This window comes from Brevibacillus sp. AG, from assembly GCF_028369215.1.
GTDB lineage: Bacteria > Bacillota > Bacilli > Brevibacillales > Brevibacillaceae > Brevibacillus > Brevibacillus porteri.
The window spans coordinates 149246-164455 of the sequence record NZ_JAQMYO010000003.1 but is presented as its reverse complement, the minus strand read 5'-3'; the positions used below and the strand labels follow the sequence as shown (position 1 = coordinate 164455).

Genomic DNA, 15210 nt, shown 5'->3' with positions numbered 1-15210 from the left:
GTGTCACGATGGAAAAGTCTACCTTGATAGGTATAGTTTTAGGTATTATCGCAGTAGTGGTCGGAATGATCTTGAAGCATGCGAGTCCGATGGCATTACTGAATCCAGCAGCGTTTATGATCATCATCGTAGGTACGGTTGCTGCTATCTGTAACGCATTTCCTATGTCGGAAATCAAACGTATTCCTGCTCTTTTCAAGATAATTTTTAAAGAAGAAAAGCTCCCTGAAAAAAAAGAATTGATCGGTCAGTTTATGAACTGGGCTTCCATCGCTCGTCGCGAAGGATTGCTTGCACTGGAAAACACTTCTGATGAGATTGAAGATCCATTTCTACGTAACGGCATGAAGATGATCATTGATGGTGGGGAACCGGATTTTGTTCGCGATGTTCTGAATGAAGAAATTCACGCCATTGAAGAGCGCCATCAGGCAGGGGCACTCGTCTTTAGCCAAGCGGGAAGCTACGCTCCGACTCTCGGGGTATTGGGTGCCGTTGTCGGTCTGATTGCCGCCTTGGGTAACTTGAGTGACATTGATGCATTGGGTATATCGATTGCGGCGGCGTTCGTAGCTACCTTGCTCGGTATTTTCACGGGTTACGTATTATGGCACCCGTTCGCAACCAAGCTCAAACGGAAATCAAAGGCAGAAATCGAAATCAAAAAAATCATGGTCGAAGGATTGCTTTCCATTCAAGCGGGTGTATCTCCGACTGCGATTGAACAAAAGCTGCTGGTATACATCCCATACCAAGAGCGTGCAGAAATGAAAGAAGAAATGAAGGAAGAGAAGAGGGAGGAAGGAGCTGCGGTAAATGGCTAAGCGACCAAAGAGACATGCTCATCATGAAGAGCATATGGACGAGTCTTGGCTAATTCCATACGCGGACTTGCTCACCCTTCTGCTCGCTTTGTTTATCGTGTTGTTCGCCTCTAGCGAGATGGATGCGAAGAAGTTCGACCAAATGGTTCGGTCCTTCAATGTTGCAATCAACGGCGGTGTGGGTGTCATGAACTACCCGAGTCCGGTTCCGCTAGACCCGGAACTTCAGCAGCAGACCTTGCACAAAGGCGCACAGGAAGCAGAAAAACAGAAGACAGAAGAAGAGAAGCGTCTGGAAGAAGCGGTCCGCAAAGAAACAGAGGACTTGAAAAAGCTGCAGACAAAGCTGGACGGATACATTCAGCAAAACAAGCTGCAGGACAAGCTCCAAACCAAGCTGACCGAAGAAGGACTGCTGATCACCATTTTGGACAATGCGTTGTTTGACTCTGGTAAAGCTGATCTGAAACCGGAAGCGAGAAAGCTTGCCTCTGAAATGGCAGCGATGCTGGTGCCTCACCCGAAAAAAGTGACTGTAACTGGTCATACGGACAATGTGCCGATTCGCCGTGCAGAGTTCCCATCCAACTGGGATCTCAGTGCCAAACGTTCGGTGAACTTCTTGAAGGTGCTTCTGGAAAACAAGAACCTAGACCCGACGAAGTTCAGCGCAACAGGCTTGGGAGAATACCATCCGGTAGCGCCGAATACAACGGCAGAAGGCAGAGCGAAAAACAGACGGGTAGAGGTAGCGATCCTGCGTGATCTGGCTTCTCCTCCGAAAAATAGTGTGAATCCGTAACAAAGAAAAAGGATGGCGCCTTGGGTGCTATCCTTTTTCTTTGTTAATAGTAGCTGTAGTGGAGGGGAAGAAGCCCATTTCCAGTCTACGCTTCGGCCTACGCCCTACTGAGGGTAGGGACTGTCCGCTCCGAAATGAATGTCGGGAGCGCTTCAAAAGTAGAGTTTCGAGGATGTATTCGCAGAGGTTGAAGCTGAAAACCTCCGCCATTCATTTCGGAGCTTGGTCGGGCTCCAGAGGCGCTAGGACTGGAAATGTGCTTCTTCCCACATGGCTATTGTATTCATCTTGAAAGTAGCATTCATGTTGTCTATAAAAAGAAGGTGGAATCACAACAGTTCGTAGAGGAAACAGGAGAAATAAGCGAAGATCTTTGGACACACCAACCGAGGCGCAGTGAAAAAAAGAGAAACTGCCTTTAGCGTCCACCTCTGATAAGCCTCCTGAACAGTCGACTTTGGACGCGGTTTCTCTTTTTTTCACGGAGCCGGGCACCCCCAGCTTCCCTGCAGGTGTTCCAAGAATCTGAGCGTTTTCTCCTGTTTCCTCCCCACCACAACAGCTAGACAGAACTTGATTCTTTGTTTTCCCCCAACGCCAGCTTCAATTGCCCCATCCGCATTTCGCCCCACTCATACATCATTTCCACAATGGGCAACAAAGTCATCCCCAGCTCCGTCATAGAATACTCCACGCGCGGTGGAACCTCAGGGTATACTTCCCGGTGAACAATCCCGTCTTCGATTAACTCTTTTAACTGATTCGTGAGCATTTTATGTGTGATTTTTGGAAACAGCCGTTGCAGCTCGCTAAAGCGATGCGGGCCTTCTACCCCTAAATGCCACAGGATCACGACTTTCCATTTTCCGCTGAACATAGACAAGGTCAGCTCCTTGGAACAGGTGAAATCACCGTTTTTTATTTTTTCCAAAGTTTCTTTTCGCAAGTCGGACATAGTTTTCTCCTCACAATTCTATCTTCGATGCAACAGCTCCAGCAAAGCAAGCATTCTTATGTTGCGCCTCGCTCCCTTCCATCATAAACGGTGTGGGATGATTTTTCATTGAGTTTTCTGGTTCATCTTGACAGCGTTCATGAAAATGAAGATAATAAGCATAATAACTAAGTAAACAACTCGGAATACTAAAAATAAAAGAGGTGAGTTCTTTGGAACGGATTTTGCAAATACCTAGCGAAACGATTTCGTTGACGGCTACCCTGCATGAACCTACATGCACCACAGGCAAGACCAGAGTGAAATACCCGTTGGTTGTCATTTGCCATGGCTTTATCGGCAGTCGGATTGGAGTGAACCGCTTGTTTGTAAAAGCTGCCAGAGAACTGGCTTCACACGGTTTTGGCGTATTGCGCTTCGATTACGGAGGCTGCGGGGAAAGTGACGGCGTTTATGGTGCAGGTGGTTTGGATGTCCTGCTTGCGCAAACACGTGATGTCCTCGACCATGTTTTCACGCTGGAACAGGTAGATCAGGAGCACGTGTGCCTGTTAGGGCATAGTTTGGGTGGTGCAGTCAGTGTACTGACAGCGAGCCAGGATAAACGCATACACTCGCTCATCCTATGGGCACCGGTAGCGCGACCCTTCGATGATATCGTTCGGATCGTGGGGGAGAAGGAATACAAGGAAGCACTTTCATATGGCAAAACGGATCATTTGGGCTACGGATTGGAGAAGCGCTTTTTCCAGTCACTAGGCACGGCTCTTCCGCTGCGTCAAGCCAAGCAGTTTGAGGGAGATGTGTTAATCCTGCACGGTAATCGGGATGACGTCATTGCGGTGGATGCCATGTTCCACTATGAACGAGAGCTACACCTTCGGAGACGGGGGAGCTGCGAAACAGAAGTAGTAGTCGGCGGAGACCATACCTTTTCATCTGGGGACAGCTACAAACGCTTGATTGCGAGTACGAAGAGCTGGTTGGCAAGATTGCAGGAGAAGGAGACGGTTGCCGTATAAGAAAAAGGGATGGCCCAGATGACGGGCTATCCCTTTTTTGCGATATTGGCTTTGATTTCGTTCAGCAGCCCTCGGCAACCCGCATTCACCAAGTCATACACATAGGTGAATCGCCCCGTATAATAAGGGTCCTCCACATTTTGTTCCTGGGCAGAATCGGCAAAGTCGAGCAGGCGGTCCACCTTTTTCCCTGACGGCGCCATCTGCTTGAGTGCGGACAAATTTTCCTCATCCATGCAGACGATATAGTCGTACGCCGAGAAGTCCTGTGTGATAATTTGGCGAGCACGCAGTGTATCATGCGCAATCCCATTCTCGGTCAACACCTTTTGTGTACCTTTGTGTGGAGGTTCCCCAGCGTGCCAACCACCGATCCCCGCTGAATCGATGGAGATTTCCCCTGCCAATCCCTCCGCCTCTACGAGATGTCGAAATACGGCTTCGGCCATGGGCGAGCGACAAATATTGCCCAGACAAACAAACAACACTTTCGTCATACGTACGTTCCTCTCTTCCCTTGTATCATGCTTCTCTTTGTAGAATACCATAAGGTGGTCCTTTGACGAAGTGTCGCACGTTCATTGCCAAACGCGGCGTTTTTTGATATGATAAGGACAGTTACCCCAAGAAAAGAACTGCATATGTACTGAGTTTTCTAGGGTTCCGCGGTCAGTCATCTGGCCGGTCAGGACCGAGAGAAAACCCACGACCACGGTCGTGTACACGGAGGGATAAAAGCCCGGGAGGAATATCTGTGATGGTATTCACCCGAGGCTTTTTTTGCATTCGGAAAAAGCCTGAGCCATCTTGGATGAGTATGTATTTTGGGGAACGATAAAAACGGATACGTCCGTTACCATGAGCGTAAAAGAAAGAGGAGGGAGCCAGAGCATGGGGAAATATTGGTTGATGGTTGTCGTCGCAGCAGTATTTGAAGTCATGTGGGTAGCGGGCTTGAAGCACGCCGATAGCTTTTGGTCGTGGGCATTGACCGTCTTAGCGATTATTATCAGCTTTGGTGTTTTGATCTATTCAGGGAAAAAGCTGCCGACGAGTACGGTTTATGCGATCTTCGTCGGTTTGGGTACGGCCGGTACGGTTATTAGCGAAATGGTCCTGTTTGGAGAACCGTTCAGCTGGACAAAAGTAGGCTTGATCGCGCTTCTTCTGGGGGGAATCCTTGGTTTGAAGCTGGTTACACCGGATCATGAAGAAAAGCCGCAAAAGGAAGGTGAAGTGGCATGACATGGGTAGCCTTAATTTTTGCAGGGTTGTTTGAGGTCGTAGGCGTGATGGGGATTACACAGGTCAACACGAAGCCTTCTTTCCGTTCTTTTACGGTACTAATCGGCGGTTTTTCGATCAGCTTTCTTCTTCTGTCTCTTGCAATGAGAGAAATCCCTATGGGAACGGCCTATGCGGTTTGGACAGGGATTGGTACGGTAGGTAGCGCTCTTGTCGGGATGATGTTTTATGGAGAAGCAAAAGACAAGCTGCGGATCTTGTGCATCGCTGTGGTGATTATAGCAGTAGCAGGATTGAAATTAGTAGCATAAGGTAGCGGTAACAAGGAAAGGCAGATAATCCACTTCGGATGTCTGTCTTTTCTTTTTCTCATTAGAAACACTCCTTACGAATAGGGAATAGTAAAGGAAATCGTCTCGTTCAAGGAGGGAATGGCAACACCATGGGCTCTTTTTGGGCAACGCTAAAAAAGGGAAATATGTCCTCGGCGACAGCGGCTTTGGGGAACACGGGGCTTGCTATCGCAAAAGGCTTTGCGGCTGTCTATAGTGGGAGTGGAGCCATGTTTGCGTCGGCGATGCATTCGGTAGCCGATGCGGTCAACCAGTTCTTCGTTTTCTTTGGCAGCGTACTCGCAGAGAAAAAACCGACACCGAGGTTCCCTACAGGCTTTGGTCGTGTCATTAACATTTTCTGTATGGTCGCGGTGATCGTCGTAACCATCATGGCCTACGAAACCATTATCAAAGGCTTCCATCTCATTTCCGAGCCAGCAGAATCCAGCCATTTTTGGTTGAATTTCATCATTTTGTCTCTGGCAGTCATCGTGGATGGATACGTGCTGGTAAAAGTGATGTTTGAAATCGTTCATGAAGCTAGGGTGGAAGCGAAAGGCTTTGCTGTCATCCCGGCAGCCTTTCGGAATGTAGGACGTGCGGCTCCACCGACACGACTTGTCTTTTACGAAGACATCGTGGCAACCCTCGGTGCGTTATTGGCGCTGATTGCCGTTATCGTCACTACATTTACTTCCTTTGCCTTGCTGGACGGGATTGCCACCATTCTGATCGGGATTCTCATGGTGGGTGTGGCATTCAAGGTAGGGTACGACAACATGGTCGGTTTGATTGGTATTGCAGCTCCCAAAGAAATCGAGGATCGGGTAGCCAAAGTCATTTTTGCTGACCCGGATGTGACGGATATCAACCGGATGCGGATTGTACAGGAAGGGCGTTTTTACCATGTGGAGTGCTATGTAGAGTTGCGGACAGGACTGAGTCTTGCTGTGGCAGACGATATTAAATACCGCATTCGCGACAGCTTGCTCACCGACCCGGATATTAGCGATGTGACGATGGGAATTTTGGAGGACAACGGCGTGGACGACTGGAAGCCACTCACGGGCCAGGAGACCACGTAGACGAACGAGAACGACGAAACTCACCTGCGAAATAAAAAAGCCCCGCACCAGCCAAGTAAGCAGGTGTGGGGCTTTAGTTTGTACTGAGGTGTGATGATTAGGAGACGGTCAACAGTTCTTGTTGCTCCGATTCATCTTTTTCCAAACGCGTAATCAGGACGCGTGTGACACGGTGATGATCCATCTGCTTGACGGTGAACAGGTGGTTTTCCCATTCTACTATCGCGCCAACAGCGATGTCTTCTTCGAGCTGGCTGTACAACCAACCGCCGATTGTGTCTACATCTTCGGATTCGAGTTCGAACGGAAGATGGTCATTCAGGTCAGCCAACACGAGCATACCGGATACGGAGAGGCCATTGTCCAGCTTCTCAATCTCTGGTCTTTCCTCGTCAAACTCGTCTTGGATATCCCCAACGATTTCTTCCAGAATATCCTCCATCGTCACGAGACCGGCTGTTCCGCCGTATTCGTCGATGACAATCGCGAGCTGTGAACGGTTTTTCTGCATCAGACGCAATACCGTGCTGATTTCCATGGTTTCCGGTACGGTCAGGACAGGGCGGAGCAACGAATCCAGCTCCACGCTTCCGTCTTGTAACGCAGAAAGGTAGAAGTCTGTCGCATGGACAAAACCGATGATGTTGTCCTTGTCTTCAGCTGCAACTGGAAAACGCGTGTGGCGTTGCGAGCGGATAATCTCCAGGTTTTCTTCAAAGGTATTCGTCGTATATAAGCAAACCATATCAATGCGCGGGATCATGGTTTCCCGAGCAACGGTTTCGGAGAAGTCAAAAACTTGTTCCACAAGAGCCAATTCGGTTTGGTCGATATGGCCACTTTGGTGACTTTGGTTGACCAACAGGCGAATTTCTTCTTCGGTATGTGCCGCTTCATGTTCCGAGATGGCTTCGAGTCCGAGTCGTCTCATGAGAGCGTTGGCTGTTCCGTTCAAGAACCAGATAGCCGGGTAAAGCAATTTATAGAAAAACATCAATGGCGCGGCAACCCACAACGAGGTCATTTCTGCTTTTTGAATGGCCAATGATTTCGGAGCCAACTCACCCAAGACAATGTGGAGGAACGTAATAATCGCAAAGGCTACACCAAAAGAAATCGCGGAGATTGCATATTCAGGCAATCCTGAAGATCCAAGCAAAGGCTCCACAATCATATGGGCAATGGCCGGTTCCCCGACCCAACCCAGTCCCAGCGAGGCGAGAGTAATCCCGACCTGGCAGGCAGATAGGTAGGCGTCTAGCTTATGCGTTACTTTTTGGGCATAGACTGCACGTCTGTTACCCTCATTCACCATCTGTGTCAGGCGCGTTTGCCGCACCTTCACGAGTGAGAACTCTGCGGCTACGAAAAAGCCGTTAAGAAAAACAAGAAATATAACAAGCAGTAGGTTGAGCACTATCGGGACGGTGTCCAAGTAAAAAGTCATCCTCTCTGGAATTTTATGAAAGTACTATTTTCTATTTTACTCTGATTGGGTGGAACGCACAAAAGCGATATACCACCGTAGGGGGCGTTTCTGCCCTTTTGGTCGGGAAGAGCGACCCTCAGATAACCGTAGCGCACGTTTTTGCGCTCGGAGAAGGCCGCAGATAGGCATCCATTTCTGTCACGCAACGCAAAGTGCAAGCGGTTACCTGTGCAGAATTTGTTGGGCGTAGACGAAAAACGCTGACAGTACAGCAGCTAGGCCGAGATAGGCAACTAACACTTTCCACTTCGTAGAGGCAGGTGCATCGTAATACGTAGTGAGCTGGTGCATTTGCTCATCCAGTTCGGCTAATCTCTCTTGTGCCGCACGTTCCCCATCCCGAAGCGCATCCGATGGGATCGGTCGGTTCGGGTCCGAATCGTAAAACAAAACAGGCTCTCGTTCCCACAGTCTGAACAGTTCCCATTTTCTGTTCACATACACTTTATCGAGTCGCTTGAAGTCACGCTGAAGGCGTTGTTTGTCCTGCAAAAACGGAACATAAAATTTCTTCAAATCTTCCTGATTGATTGCATTTACCTCGGCATTCATTTGCGTGCGGATATCCCATGTCGATTCCAACGCGGGCCATTTAGCTATGCTTTGCTGGAAGTCTGCAATTCTTTCGCGCTCATATTTCAGGAGCTTTTGTTGATAGCCGCCACGTAGGCGGTTGTACCACGTGATCAAGCCGATGATGAAAATAAACACGGTAATCGGTCCTGGGTTGGCGAACAGCATAACGCCCAGACCGACTAACCCGATAAACCAAATTTTCGTCGACAATACCGAAACGATGCGGCCCCCATCTAGCGGGGAGATGGGCAGTAGGTTAAATAAATTAAGCATGGCACCCAAGTAGATAACCAACCCCCAGAAAGGGTCCTGCGTATACCAATACAACGGAAGGGCAGGCAAGAAAGCAATCATTCCTGCCAAGGGTCCGCCGTAGGCTAAGTATGCCTCGGTTTTTGCATCACGCGGCATGTCTTTCATGGCGATGAAGGCTCCGGCAAAAGGAATAAAGACAGCGGGTGAGGTCGCGATTCCTTTTCGTTTGGCAGCAATCACATGCCCCATTTCGTGGACGAAGATCAGATAGACGAGAGCCACGGCGAATTTCCATCCGTAAAAAACGGCATACGCCCACAAAGTAATCCCCATGGATATAATGGTGGTCCCGAATTTTGAAAACTTCAGTATGCTAAGTATCCATTTTAAATTGGCAAGTAAGAAAGCACCGATCGCCAAAAGGACTGAACGGCTTTTTTTCATCGTTTTTCCTCCCAGAAGATATAGGCAGATATTCCTTCTTACGAATCAAGCCAAAAGAAGTTTCTGTCTAGTGCTAATCCAGACGAGTGTTGGTGAAGTGAAAGCCGTACTCGCCATAGAGCGGATTGTAGCTCAGATGTCCCCCGTCGAAATACCAGAAATCCGTTGGACGAATGACAAATCGCAACCCCTCTACTTCAAATACAGCATCATCGGTGAGGACCTCATCTTTTTCAATCGCATAAAACATACCACCGGTCCCTGGGCCGCTTGTTCGTACATACAATCGAAGCGTATCCCCCGGTACAAAGCCGGCATAACGTTGATAGGCAAGGGAAAACGCTGGCTCTATTGCAAGTGTGATACTCATGGACTAGCTCCTTTCTGCTACTTGTCTTCCATTGTAACACAAGTCAGAGTAGTGTCCCGAGGCTCCAGGTCAAGCGCAATCCAAAAACACCCGTCCGGTCAGAAGTGCTTCTGCCGAACGGGCTGCATGAAAAAGCTGGCATTAGTCCTTGCCTTTGCTCACATCAAAGGTCGGGTGCATAAAACGCGCTCCATCTTGTTCTTCTTGATCCTCAAGAAGCTCACGATTTTCTATCGAGTTCCAGCCAATGTCGTTGGTCGGATGTACCCACTGGTCCCCTGCCATGATGGAGGGATCGGTTTCCGTGCTCCAGTTGTGTAAGGGAGATTCCTGGGACTCGTACAAGCTGTCACCGATGACGACTCCGAACTCATTGACGAATGGCTTTTGAATCGTACGGGACGAGTTTTTGAAGTCAGGAGCACTGATTTGGTGCGGCAGCGTCCCATCGAGGGAAATATCCTTCGTCTTGTCGTTCTTTTGCTTATCGTTATCCATCATCTGGACCTCCTTTTTTCCCATAGCATGCATCAGTCACTAACCCCTTATTCGGTTTTGGAGGGGAGATCGCGCTCAGCCCAAATGAGACCCAGCTGCATATGCTAAAAAAGGGGGAAGATCTGATGGTAACGAGTGTGATCATTCCCGTGAGAGATGCAGCTCATCAGCTTCTGTATACCTTGTTTAGCCTGAACTGATGATCTGATTCAAGGTCTGGGAATCTCTGAAGAGGAATATTGGACTGACTATGTCGTTAAAGGATACATGAAGCAAAACACGATCAGTAAGCTCCGTAGTGAGGTTTTAGAAGGCATTGAGGATCAGGCTAAGAGAAACGAAGCTTGGGAAGAATTTGTAAAAACATTAACAAAGTCATATTCAATCGATCTAAAATCGATTGAATAAATGAAGTGGCACCCGTCTAGTTTTCCTTATTTGTTTCACGGGTTTCATCCGAGCGTACTTTTCCAGACATTACATCATCGTAAGGGGTATAGTTAGGCGGATTTGGAAGTCTTTTCTCCTTGATTGATCGGAATACAATTCGGGCAATCAGGGCAACAAAAGTAAATATAATCAGAACTACAATTACTTGTGTCATGGTACAATCCACCACCTATGAGTTTTTAGTCTTCACGACACGCGCAGAGTTTCTCTCAGCCGATTGTTTTTGCAATCGGCTTTTTGTATACAGTAACGCAGCCAGCCAGTGAGTGGCAAACCCTCATCTTCGTCTGTCACAATATTATGCAAACAAACGCCCGAATCCTCAATTTGTAGGCTTATAGGACTCGATTAATTTGATGATTCTCTCCTGCTGTATAATTTCTTCGCGTAGCTCTCCAATGAACTGTTTCCGCTTTTCCAAATTGATTTAGTTTCATTCTCATGAGATTACACTCACCCTAGACTCATCAAACTTTAGAAAGAATAAAAATCGCCGAGCATAATGGCTGCCCGGCGGTTTTTTTGTTAGCGGTTTTCTTTTAGCCTTTCTTGTGGTTCACTATTAATGGAGCCGTCAGAGCGGACAGCCTCGGATTGGGCTTTGGGTCCTCGGATTTCAGCAGTTTTTCCAAAATCTTTTTCTTTGTTGCGAACCATGTGATGTCCTCCTCTTTGTGAAAGATGAAGATAGTATGACCCGGATGGGGCCAGAGAATGAGGACAGAATGAGGATAGGGAAAGGGTGGCAATTTCAATGGCGAAAAAACAACGAAAACCACAGCGTCAAGCAGAGACAACAACTACGGTAGACGCGAAAAGTGGATTGAACAGTTTGAAGGATATGCTGAATGCAGATGCGCTCGGAGCACTCAAGCAGCTTGAAAAAGACATGAAGACAGAAGGCGAGCGCAAAGAGAAGGAAGCAGCCGAACAAAAGCGCCGGGAGCAGGAAGAACGCGAGCGCAACAAGGGCTTTGCTGAGCTTTTGGACGATTACGAGAAAAAAAGCGGAGGCAAGTACAGCTAATGCGAGATGGACGGCAAACGGACCGACCGGATACTTCCAAAAACGGTTTGATGAAAAAGCGTCAACAAGATATCAAGGACGAATCCATCAAGGAACGGGGCCGAATGGTCCTCGGTCGATTGGGCAAAAAGGACCCGAAGAAGTGATTTTTTCCCTCTCATCCCCATATAGCTAGGAGTGAGGGGAGGGAGGTCATGGGGACAATCCTGCTCCTGTTTAGCCTCTTGTGCGTGGCGGTGGGTACCTGGAAGTTAATCGGGATCTACAAGGCAGAAAAGGCTGACAGCAAGCCGCTCTGGTGGACAGTCGCGAGCGTGGGGATTGCGCTTTTTTTTCTTTTGAAGCTGGTAACAGATACGTTGCCAACATAAACAAGCACCTGTAGCTAGAGAGCTTACAGGTGCTTGTTTTTTCCTTATTCGTAACGCAGTGCTTCGATTGGATCGAGCTTGGCTGCCTTATTGGCCGGATAAAGGCCGAAGAATATACCGATGGCACTGGAGAAGCCGAATGCGATAAACACGCTGTTCCAGGACATAAGCGGCGGCAACTGTGCAAAATAGGCGATGATCGAAGCAATACCAAGGCCAAACAACACCCCGATTAATCCACCGATCAAGCAGACGATGACCGATTCAATCAAAAACTGAATCAAAATATCTCGTCGGCGTGCCCCTAATGCTTTGCGAATCCCGATTTCGCGAGTACGCTCTGTCACGGATACGAGCATGATGTTCATAACGCCGACGCCGCCAACCACGAGGGAGATTCCTGCAATGATACTGAAGATCAGTGTCAAGGTGCCCGTCATTTGATTAAACTGATCCATCGATTCTTGCATGCTGCGAACTCTGTAATGGTCTTCCTTTTGATGCTTGCGGCTCAAGTACTGTTTGACCTGCTGCATGGCTGGTTCGACAGAGGCTTTGTCGATCGCTTTTCCCATGATCATTTGGACAGAAGGCTCTTCCTGCAGGCTCATTTCGTAACGGATGGGAATAATCGCTCCATAGCTCGTTGCCATATCGAACTTGAACTTCTCTTCCGTGTACGTCCCAATTACGACGAGAGATTGATTCCCCCAGCGAACACGCTGACCAATCGGGCTCATTTGACCGAACAGCTTTTGGGCAAGAGCCTCCTCTAGGACGATGACGGCGCGTTGCTCTTTGTCATCGACCTCGGTGAAAAGTCGCCCTTTTGCCACCTTCAATGTTGATTGCATCGAAAAATAATCAGCAGTGGAGGCAGTGAGGTTGACGCGCTCTTCTTTTTTCGGACCCTTCAAATCAATCGTACTGGAGTTGGAAGGCACGATGTATTCGATGGCGGGACTAATCCTGCCGAGCACCTCGGTATCTTCTACGGTCATATCTTCTGAGGCTATCTCTTCTTTTGTCTCCCAATTGATGAAGACGTTAAACGTGTTCTGCCCGAACTTTTCCATCTCTTCGTTGATGGCTCTCTGTCCACCTTCACCGAGTGCCGTGACGACAATGACGGAGGTAATCCCGATGATGATCCCGAGCATGGTCAAGATCGAGCGCATTTTATTCGCCCAGATACCCTCCACGGCGGTGTTAAAGCTTTCCATAAAATTCATGTGACAATCACCTCGTCAGACGGCTTGGAGAATATCCGCTCCGTAACCTTTTCATCGCGAATGATCACGCCATCCTTGAAAGTCACAATCCGCTCAGCGTGCTGGGCGATATCCAATTCGTGGGTAACGAGAATGATCGTAACGCCCTGCGCATGCAGTTCCTGAAACATGGCCATGATTTCGACCCCGGAGCGGCTGTCCAGATTTCCCGTCGGTTCGTCTGCCAGCAGGATGGCGGGTTTATTGACTAGTGCTCTGGCAATCGCTACACGCTGTTTTTGACCACCGGATAGCTGGGTTGGTTTATGGTCCATGCGTTCAGCCAACCCCACCCGTTTGAGCGCTTCTGTAGCCCGTTTGCGCCGTTCTGAGCGGCTGACATTCGCGTACATCATCGGCAGCTCTACATTGTGCAAGGAGCTAGAGCGGGCGAGTAGATTAAACGATTGGAACACAAAGCCGATCTTTTGGTTGCGAACGACGGCGAGCTCCGTATCCTTCAGACTGCTAACCTCAATGCCGTCTAGCATGTACGAACCCGAATCTGGACGATCCAGGCAGCCCAGCATGTTCATAAACGTCGATTTCCCTGATCCTGATGGCCCCATGATGGCAACGAATTCGCCTTGTTCCACCAGCAGGGAGACACCTTTTAAGATGGGCAGTACGGTATCACCCGTCTTGTATGCTTTCGTCAAGCCTTCTACATGAAGCATCGTCGGCTGACCTCCTTCTTTACGTGTTACATACCCATTGGTGCGCCGCCGCCACTCATTGGCATGATAGGAGCTCCTTCAGTCAGGGATTCGACAGGGCCTAAAATCACTTGCTCATCACCGTTAAGTCCAGACTTGACGTGAGTGAACAACTCATTTTCCATACCAGTTTCGACCTTTTGCTTTTTCGCAACACCATTAGCAGATACCCAGACAAAGGTACTGCCGTCAGCATCTTGCTGTATCGCTTCGATTGGCACTTGCATGGCATTATCGATTTTTTCCACGGAGATGTTGATGTCAACATGGAAGCCCGGCTTCAAAGCAGATAGATCTCCAGCTGGCTTGAGGGTGACTTTGACGCGTGTTTTTTCACCTTGCCCCGACTTGGTGGCAGTAGTGGTCGCGGTTGGAGAGATGCGAGCTACTGCCGCATTCAGCTTTTTCTTTCCGAGTGTCACGCCTTCAATCGTGGCAGATTGACCGATTTTGAGCTTGTTGACATCGGATTCGTTGATGTCTGCTTCAATCAACAGATTGTTTAGATTGGCAAGGGTCAAGATTTCCGTTCCCTTGTTGACGTATTGACCGTTATCAGCTGCAACGCCAATGACGGTTCCATCCATAGGTGCCACGACGACACTTTGGACTCGTTCTTTATTCAGCTGTGCTTTTTCTACATTCAGCTTGTTGATTTGGGCTTGCTGAGCGGCAATGTCTTCCTTACGTGGCCCCTTTTGCTTGAGAGCGAGCTGTTGCTTGGCGACATTCAGCGTAGATAGAGCGCTATCCATTTGTGATTTCAACTTGTCCAGCTCTTGCTGGGTGGAAGCCCCAGAAGTGAATAATTGATTCATCCGATCATATTCTCGCTTTGCCGCATCGTATTCACGCTGGGCTTGGGAGACACGTTCTTGGTCCTGTGCGACTTCTTCCGGCTCGTTGCCGATTTGTGCCTTGGCGAGGTTGGCTTTGGCCAATTCCATTTGCGCGTCCATCTCGAGGATTCGGCTATCGACATCGGACGTGTCGATTTTCGCGATCACTTGTCCCTTTTTCACCTTGTCGCCTTCTTTGACGACAAACTCGCGTAAGGTTCCGGTGACGTTGGCGTACTGTTTGAGCTTGTCTTCTACGGTGACGAGCCCTGATGTCAAAACCTTGCTTTCCAAAGCTGATTTCGTTGGTGCGCCGATGTTGACAGGCATTCCCATAGCTTGTTGCGATCCCATCATGGAAAACGCAACGCCCCCGATGCCCAGGAGGACTACGACGGAACCGATGATCCACCATCGTTTTTTCATGTTCATTCTCCTTGCTTTGGTAAGAACCATATTATTTCATTGCTCGAAAGGTTTTTACGGTAGTACTGGAAAAAGGTAACATGAAATGCCGAATGTTCACATTTTGGACATAATTAAGCGCATTTTGATACGTTTTGTCGGAAAGTTCTTTGCCGCCATTTGCCGTGATATCATAGATAAAGATGAGATGACGTTCCTCGGAGGGGAGCT

20 protein-coding genes and 1 riboswitch are annotated in these 15210 nt (G+C 48.6%); of the genes, 9 read left to right on the top strand and 11 right to left on the bottom strand.

What is annotated here, in order from left to right; genetic code table 11:
* The first annotated feature begins 8 nt into the window (after window positions 1-8).
* Window positions 9-824 carry a flagellar motor stator protein MotA gene (gene motA, locus POF51_RS09745; protein ID WP_017249989.1) on the top strand — a complete coding sequence of 272 codons (816 nt, stop codon included), beginning with the start codon at window positions 9-11 and terminating at the stop codon, window positions 822-824.
* Entirely contained in the window at window positions 817-1626 is an 810-nt protein-coding gene (gene motB / locus POF51_RS09740) for a flagellar motor protein MotB (RefSeq protein ID WP_017249990.1), read from the top strand. Before motA ends, motB begins: the two co-directional genes overlap by 8 nt.
* Before the next feature lie 562 nt (window positions 1627-2188).
* Here the strand turns inward: motB and POF51_RS09735 are convergent.
* Window positions 2189-2581, bottom strand: a complete 393-nt coding sequence (locus POF51_RS09735) for a winged helix-turn-helix transcriptional regulator (RefSeq protein ID WP_271755308.1) — start codon at window positions 2579-2581, stop codon at window positions 2189-2191.
* A 203-nt stretch (window positions 2582-2784) separates the two neighbouring features.
* On the opposite strand from POF51_RS09735, the gene POF51_RS09730 reads away from it, so the two are divergent.
* Entirely contained in the window at window positions 2785-3603 is an 819-nt protein-coding gene (locus tag POF51_RS09730) for an alpha/beta hydrolase family protein (RefSeq protein ID WP_271755307.1), read from the top strand.
* 26 nt (window positions 3604-3629) lie between these two features.
* On the opposite strand, the gene POF51_RS09725 is transcribed toward POF51_RS09730, so the two are convergent.
* The gene (locus tag POF51_RS09725; protein WP_069846895.1) at window positions 3630-4100 is read right to left on the bottom strand and encodes a low molecular weight protein-tyrosine-phosphatase; all 471 of its coding nucleotides are present in this window, start codon (window positions 4098-4100) and stop codon (window positions 3630-3632) included.
* 147 nt (window positions 4101-4247) lie between these two features.
* Window positions 4248-4351, top strand: a riboswitch (guanidine-I (ykkC/yxkD leader).
* A 143-nt stretch (window positions 4352-4494) separates the two neighbouring features.
* On the opposite strand from POF51_RS09725, the gene POF51_RS09720 reads away from it, so the two are divergent.
* The 3 genes from POF51_RS09720 to POF51_RS09710 all read left to right on the top strand — a co-directional run bounded on the left by POF51_RS09720 (window position 4495) and on the right by POF51_RS09710 (window position 6268).
* The gene (locus tag POF51_RS09720; protein ID WP_069846893.1) at window positions 4495-4848 is read left to right on the top strand and encodes a DMT family transporter; all 354 of its coding nucleotides are present in this window, start codon (window positions 4495-4497) and stop codon (window positions 4846-4848) included.
* The gene (locus tag POF51_RS09715; protein WP_017249996.1) at window positions 4845-5159 is read left to right on the top strand and encodes a DMT family transporter; all 315 of its coding nucleotides are present in this window, start codon (window positions 4845-4847) and stop codon (window positions 5157-5159) included. The genes POF51_RS09720 and POF51_RS09715 overlap by 4 nt, the downstream gene beginning before the upstream one ends.
* 131 nt (window positions 5160-5290) lie before the next feature.
* Window positions 5291-6268 carry a cation diffusion facilitator family transporter gene (locus tag POF51_RS09710; protein WP_069846890.1) on the top strand — a complete coding sequence of 326 codons (978 nt, stop codon included), beginning with the start codon at window positions 5291-5293 and terminating at the stop codon, window positions 6266-6268.
* 97 nt (window positions 6269-6365) lie between these two features.
* Here POF51_RS09710 and POF51_RS09705 read toward each other — a convergent pair whose 3' ends face one another.
* The 6 genes from POF51_RS09705 to sspK form a co-directional block, all read right to left on the bottom strand.
* Window positions 6366-7703 (bottom strand): hemolysin family protein, encoded by a 1338-nt coding sequence (locus POF51_RS09705; RefSeq protein ID WP_017249998.1) that lies wholly within the window; start codon window positions 7701-7703, stop codon window positions 6366-6368.
* Between the two features lie 216 nt (window positions 7704-7919).
* The gene (locus POF51_RS09700; protein WP_271755306.1) at window positions 7920-9032 is read right to left on the bottom strand and encodes a site-2 protease family protein; all 1113 of its coding nucleotides are present in this window, start codon (window positions 9030-9032) and stop codon (window positions 7920-7922) included.
* Between the two features lie 73 nt (window positions 9033-9105).
* Window positions 9106-9402, bottom strand: coding sequence for a (Fe-S)-binding protein (locus tag POF51_RS09695; protein ID WP_017250000.1), 297 nt, complete (start codon window positions 9400-9402; stop codon window positions 9106-9108).
* A gap of 141 nt (window positions 9403-9543) precedes the next feature.
* The gene (locus POF51_RS09690) at window positions 9544-9900 is read right to left on the bottom strand and encodes a DUF3905 domain-containing protein (protein ID WP_069847490.1); all 357 of its coding nucleotides are present in this window, start codon (window positions 9898-9900) and stop codon (window positions 9544-9546) included.
* Between the two features lie 424 nt (window positions 9901-10324).
* Entirely contained in the window at window positions 10325-10504 is a 180-nt protein-coding gene (locus tag POF51_RS09685; RefSeq protein WP_007724734.1) for a hypothetical protein, read from the bottom strand.
* A gap of 371 nt (window positions 10505-10875) precedes the next feature.
* Window positions 10876-11007, bottom strand: coding sequence for a small acid-soluble spore protein K (sspK, locus tag POF51_RS09680; protein WP_007724732.1), 132 nt, complete (start codon window positions 11005-11007; stop codon window positions 10876-10878).
* Window positions 11008-11104: 97 nt separating this feature from the next.
* On the opposite strand from sspK, the gene POF51_RS09675 reads away from it, so the two are divergent.
* Genes POF51_RS09675 through POF51_RS09665 form a run of 3 tightly spaced genes read left to right on the top strand, consistent with a single transcriptional unit; the run spans window position 11105 to window position 11748 of the window.
* Window positions 11105-11377, top strand: a complete 273-nt coding sequence (locus tag POF51_RS09675) for a DUF3886 domain-containing protein (RefSeq protein WP_271755305.1) — start codon at window positions 11105-11107, stop codon at window positions 11375-11377.
* Window positions 11377-11523, top strand: a complete 147-nt coding sequence (locus POF51_RS09670) for a hypothetical protein (protein ID WP_007724729.1) — start codon at window positions 11377-11379, stop codon at window positions 11521-11523. The genes POF51_RS09675 and POF51_RS09670 overlap by 1 nt, the downstream gene beginning before the upstream one ends.
* A 48-nt stretch (window positions 11524-11571) precedes the next feature.
* Window positions 11572-11748: a hypothetical protein gene (locus POF51_RS09665; RefSeq protein WP_007724726.1), complete on the top strand. Its 177-nt coding sequence runs from the start codon at window positions 11572-11574 to the stop codon at window positions 11746-11748.
* 44 nt (window positions 11749-11792) lie between these two features.
* On the opposite strand, the gene POF51_RS09660 is transcribed toward POF51_RS09665, so the two are convergent.
* From POF51_RS09660 to POF51_RS09650, 3 genes are read right to left on the bottom strand one after another with little or no spacing between them, the layout of a single operon-like run.
* Complete coding sequence (locus tag POF51_RS09660; protein ID WP_017250003.1) at window positions 11793-12980, bottom strand: ABC transporter permease; 1188 nt, start codon at window positions 12978-12980, stop codon at window positions 11793-11795.
* The gene (locus POF51_RS09655) at window positions 12977-13696 is read right to left on the bottom strand and encodes an ABC transporter ATP-binding protein (RefSeq protein ID WP_007724719.1); all 720 of its coding nucleotides are present in this window, start codon (window positions 13694-13696) and stop codon (window positions 12977-12979) included. The genes POF51_RS09660 and POF51_RS09655 overlap by 4 nt, the downstream gene beginning before the upstream one ends.
* Before the next feature lie 26 nt (window positions 13697-13722).
* Window positions 13723-15000: an efflux RND transporter periplasmic adaptor subunit gene (locus POF51_RS09650; RefSeq protein ID WP_271755302.1), complete on the bottom strand. Its 1278-nt coding sequence runs from the start codon at window positions 14998-15000 to the stop codon at window positions 13723-13725.
* Window positions 15001-15210 lie beyond the last annotated feature (210 nt).

Excerpts from the sequence above, each read along its gene's own strand:
- POF51_RS09660 (WP_017250003.1), bottom strand. The coding sequence starts at position 12,980 with ATGAATTTTATGGAAAGCTTTAACACCGCCGTGGAGGGTATCTGGGCG.
- POF51_RS09675 (WP_271755305.1), top strand. The coding sequence starts at position 11,105 with ATGGCGAAAAAACAACGAAAACCACAGCGTCAAGCAGAGACAACAACT.
- POF51_RS09700 (WP_271755306.1), bottom strand. The coding sequence starts at position 9,032 with ATGAAAAAAAGCCGTTCAGTCCTTTTGGCGATCGGTGCTTTCTTACTT.
- POF51_RS09670 (WP_007724729.1), top strand. The coding sequence starts at position 11,377 with ATGCGAGATGGACGGCAAACGGACCGACCGGATACTTCCAAAAACGGT.
- sspK (WP_007724732.1), bottom strand. The coding sequence starts at position 11,007 with ATGGTTCGCAACAAAGAAAAAGATTTTGGAAAAACTGCTGAAATCCGA.
- motA (WP_017249989.1), top strand. The coding sequence starts at position 9 with ATGGAAAAGTCTACCTTGATAGGTATAGTTTTAGGTATTATCGCAGTA.
- POF51_RS09715 (WP_017249996.1), top strand. The coding sequence starts at position 4,845 with ATGACATGGGTAGCCTTAATTTTTGCAGGGTTGTTTGAGGTCGTAGGC.
- POF51_RS09665 (WP_007724726.1), top strand. The coding sequence starts at position 11,572 with ATGGGGACAATCCTGCTCCTGTTTAGCCTCTTGTGCGTGGCGGTGGGT.
- POF51_RS09720 (WP_069846893.1), top strand. The coding sequence starts at position 4,495 with ATGGGGAAATATTGGTTGATGGTTGTCGTCGCAGCAGTATTTGAAGTC.
- POF51_RS09655 (WP_007724719.1), bottom strand. The coding sequence starts at position 13,696 with ATGCTTCATGTAGAAGGCTTGACGAAAGCATACAAGACGGGTGATACC.
- POF51_RS09685 (WP_007724734.1), bottom strand. The coding sequence starts at position 10,504 with ATGACACAAGTAATTGTAGTTCTGATTATATTTACTTTTGTTGCCCTG.
- POF51_RS09695 (WP_017250000.1), bottom strand. The coding sequence starts at position 9,402 with ATGAGTATCACACTTGCAATAGAGCCAGCGTTTTCCCTTGCCTATCAA.
- POF51_RS09690 (WP_069847490.1), bottom strand. The coding sequence starts at position 9,900 with ATGGATAACGATAAGCAAAAGAACGACAAGACGAAGGATATTTCCCTC.
- POF51_RS09735 (WP_271755308.1), bottom strand. The coding sequence starts at position 2,581 with ATGTCCGACTTGCGAAAAGAAACTTTGGAAAAAATAAAAAACGGTGAT.
- POF51_RS09710 (WP_069846890.1), top strand. The coding sequence starts at position 5,291 with ATGGGCTCTTTTTGGGCAACGCTAAAAAAGGGAAATATGTCCTCGGCG.
- POF51_RS09725 (WP_069846895.1), bottom strand. The coding sequence starts at position 4,100 with ATGACGAAAGTGTTGTTTGTTTGTCTGGGCAATATTTGTCGCTCGCCC.
- motB (WP_017249990.1), top strand. The coding sequence starts at position 817 with ATGGCTAAGCGACCAAAGAGACATGCTCATCATGAAGAGCATATGGAC.
- POF51_RS09650 (WP_271755302.1), bottom strand. The coding sequence starts at position 15,000 with ATGAAAAAACGATGGTGGATCATCGGTTCCGTCGTAGTCCTCCTGGGC.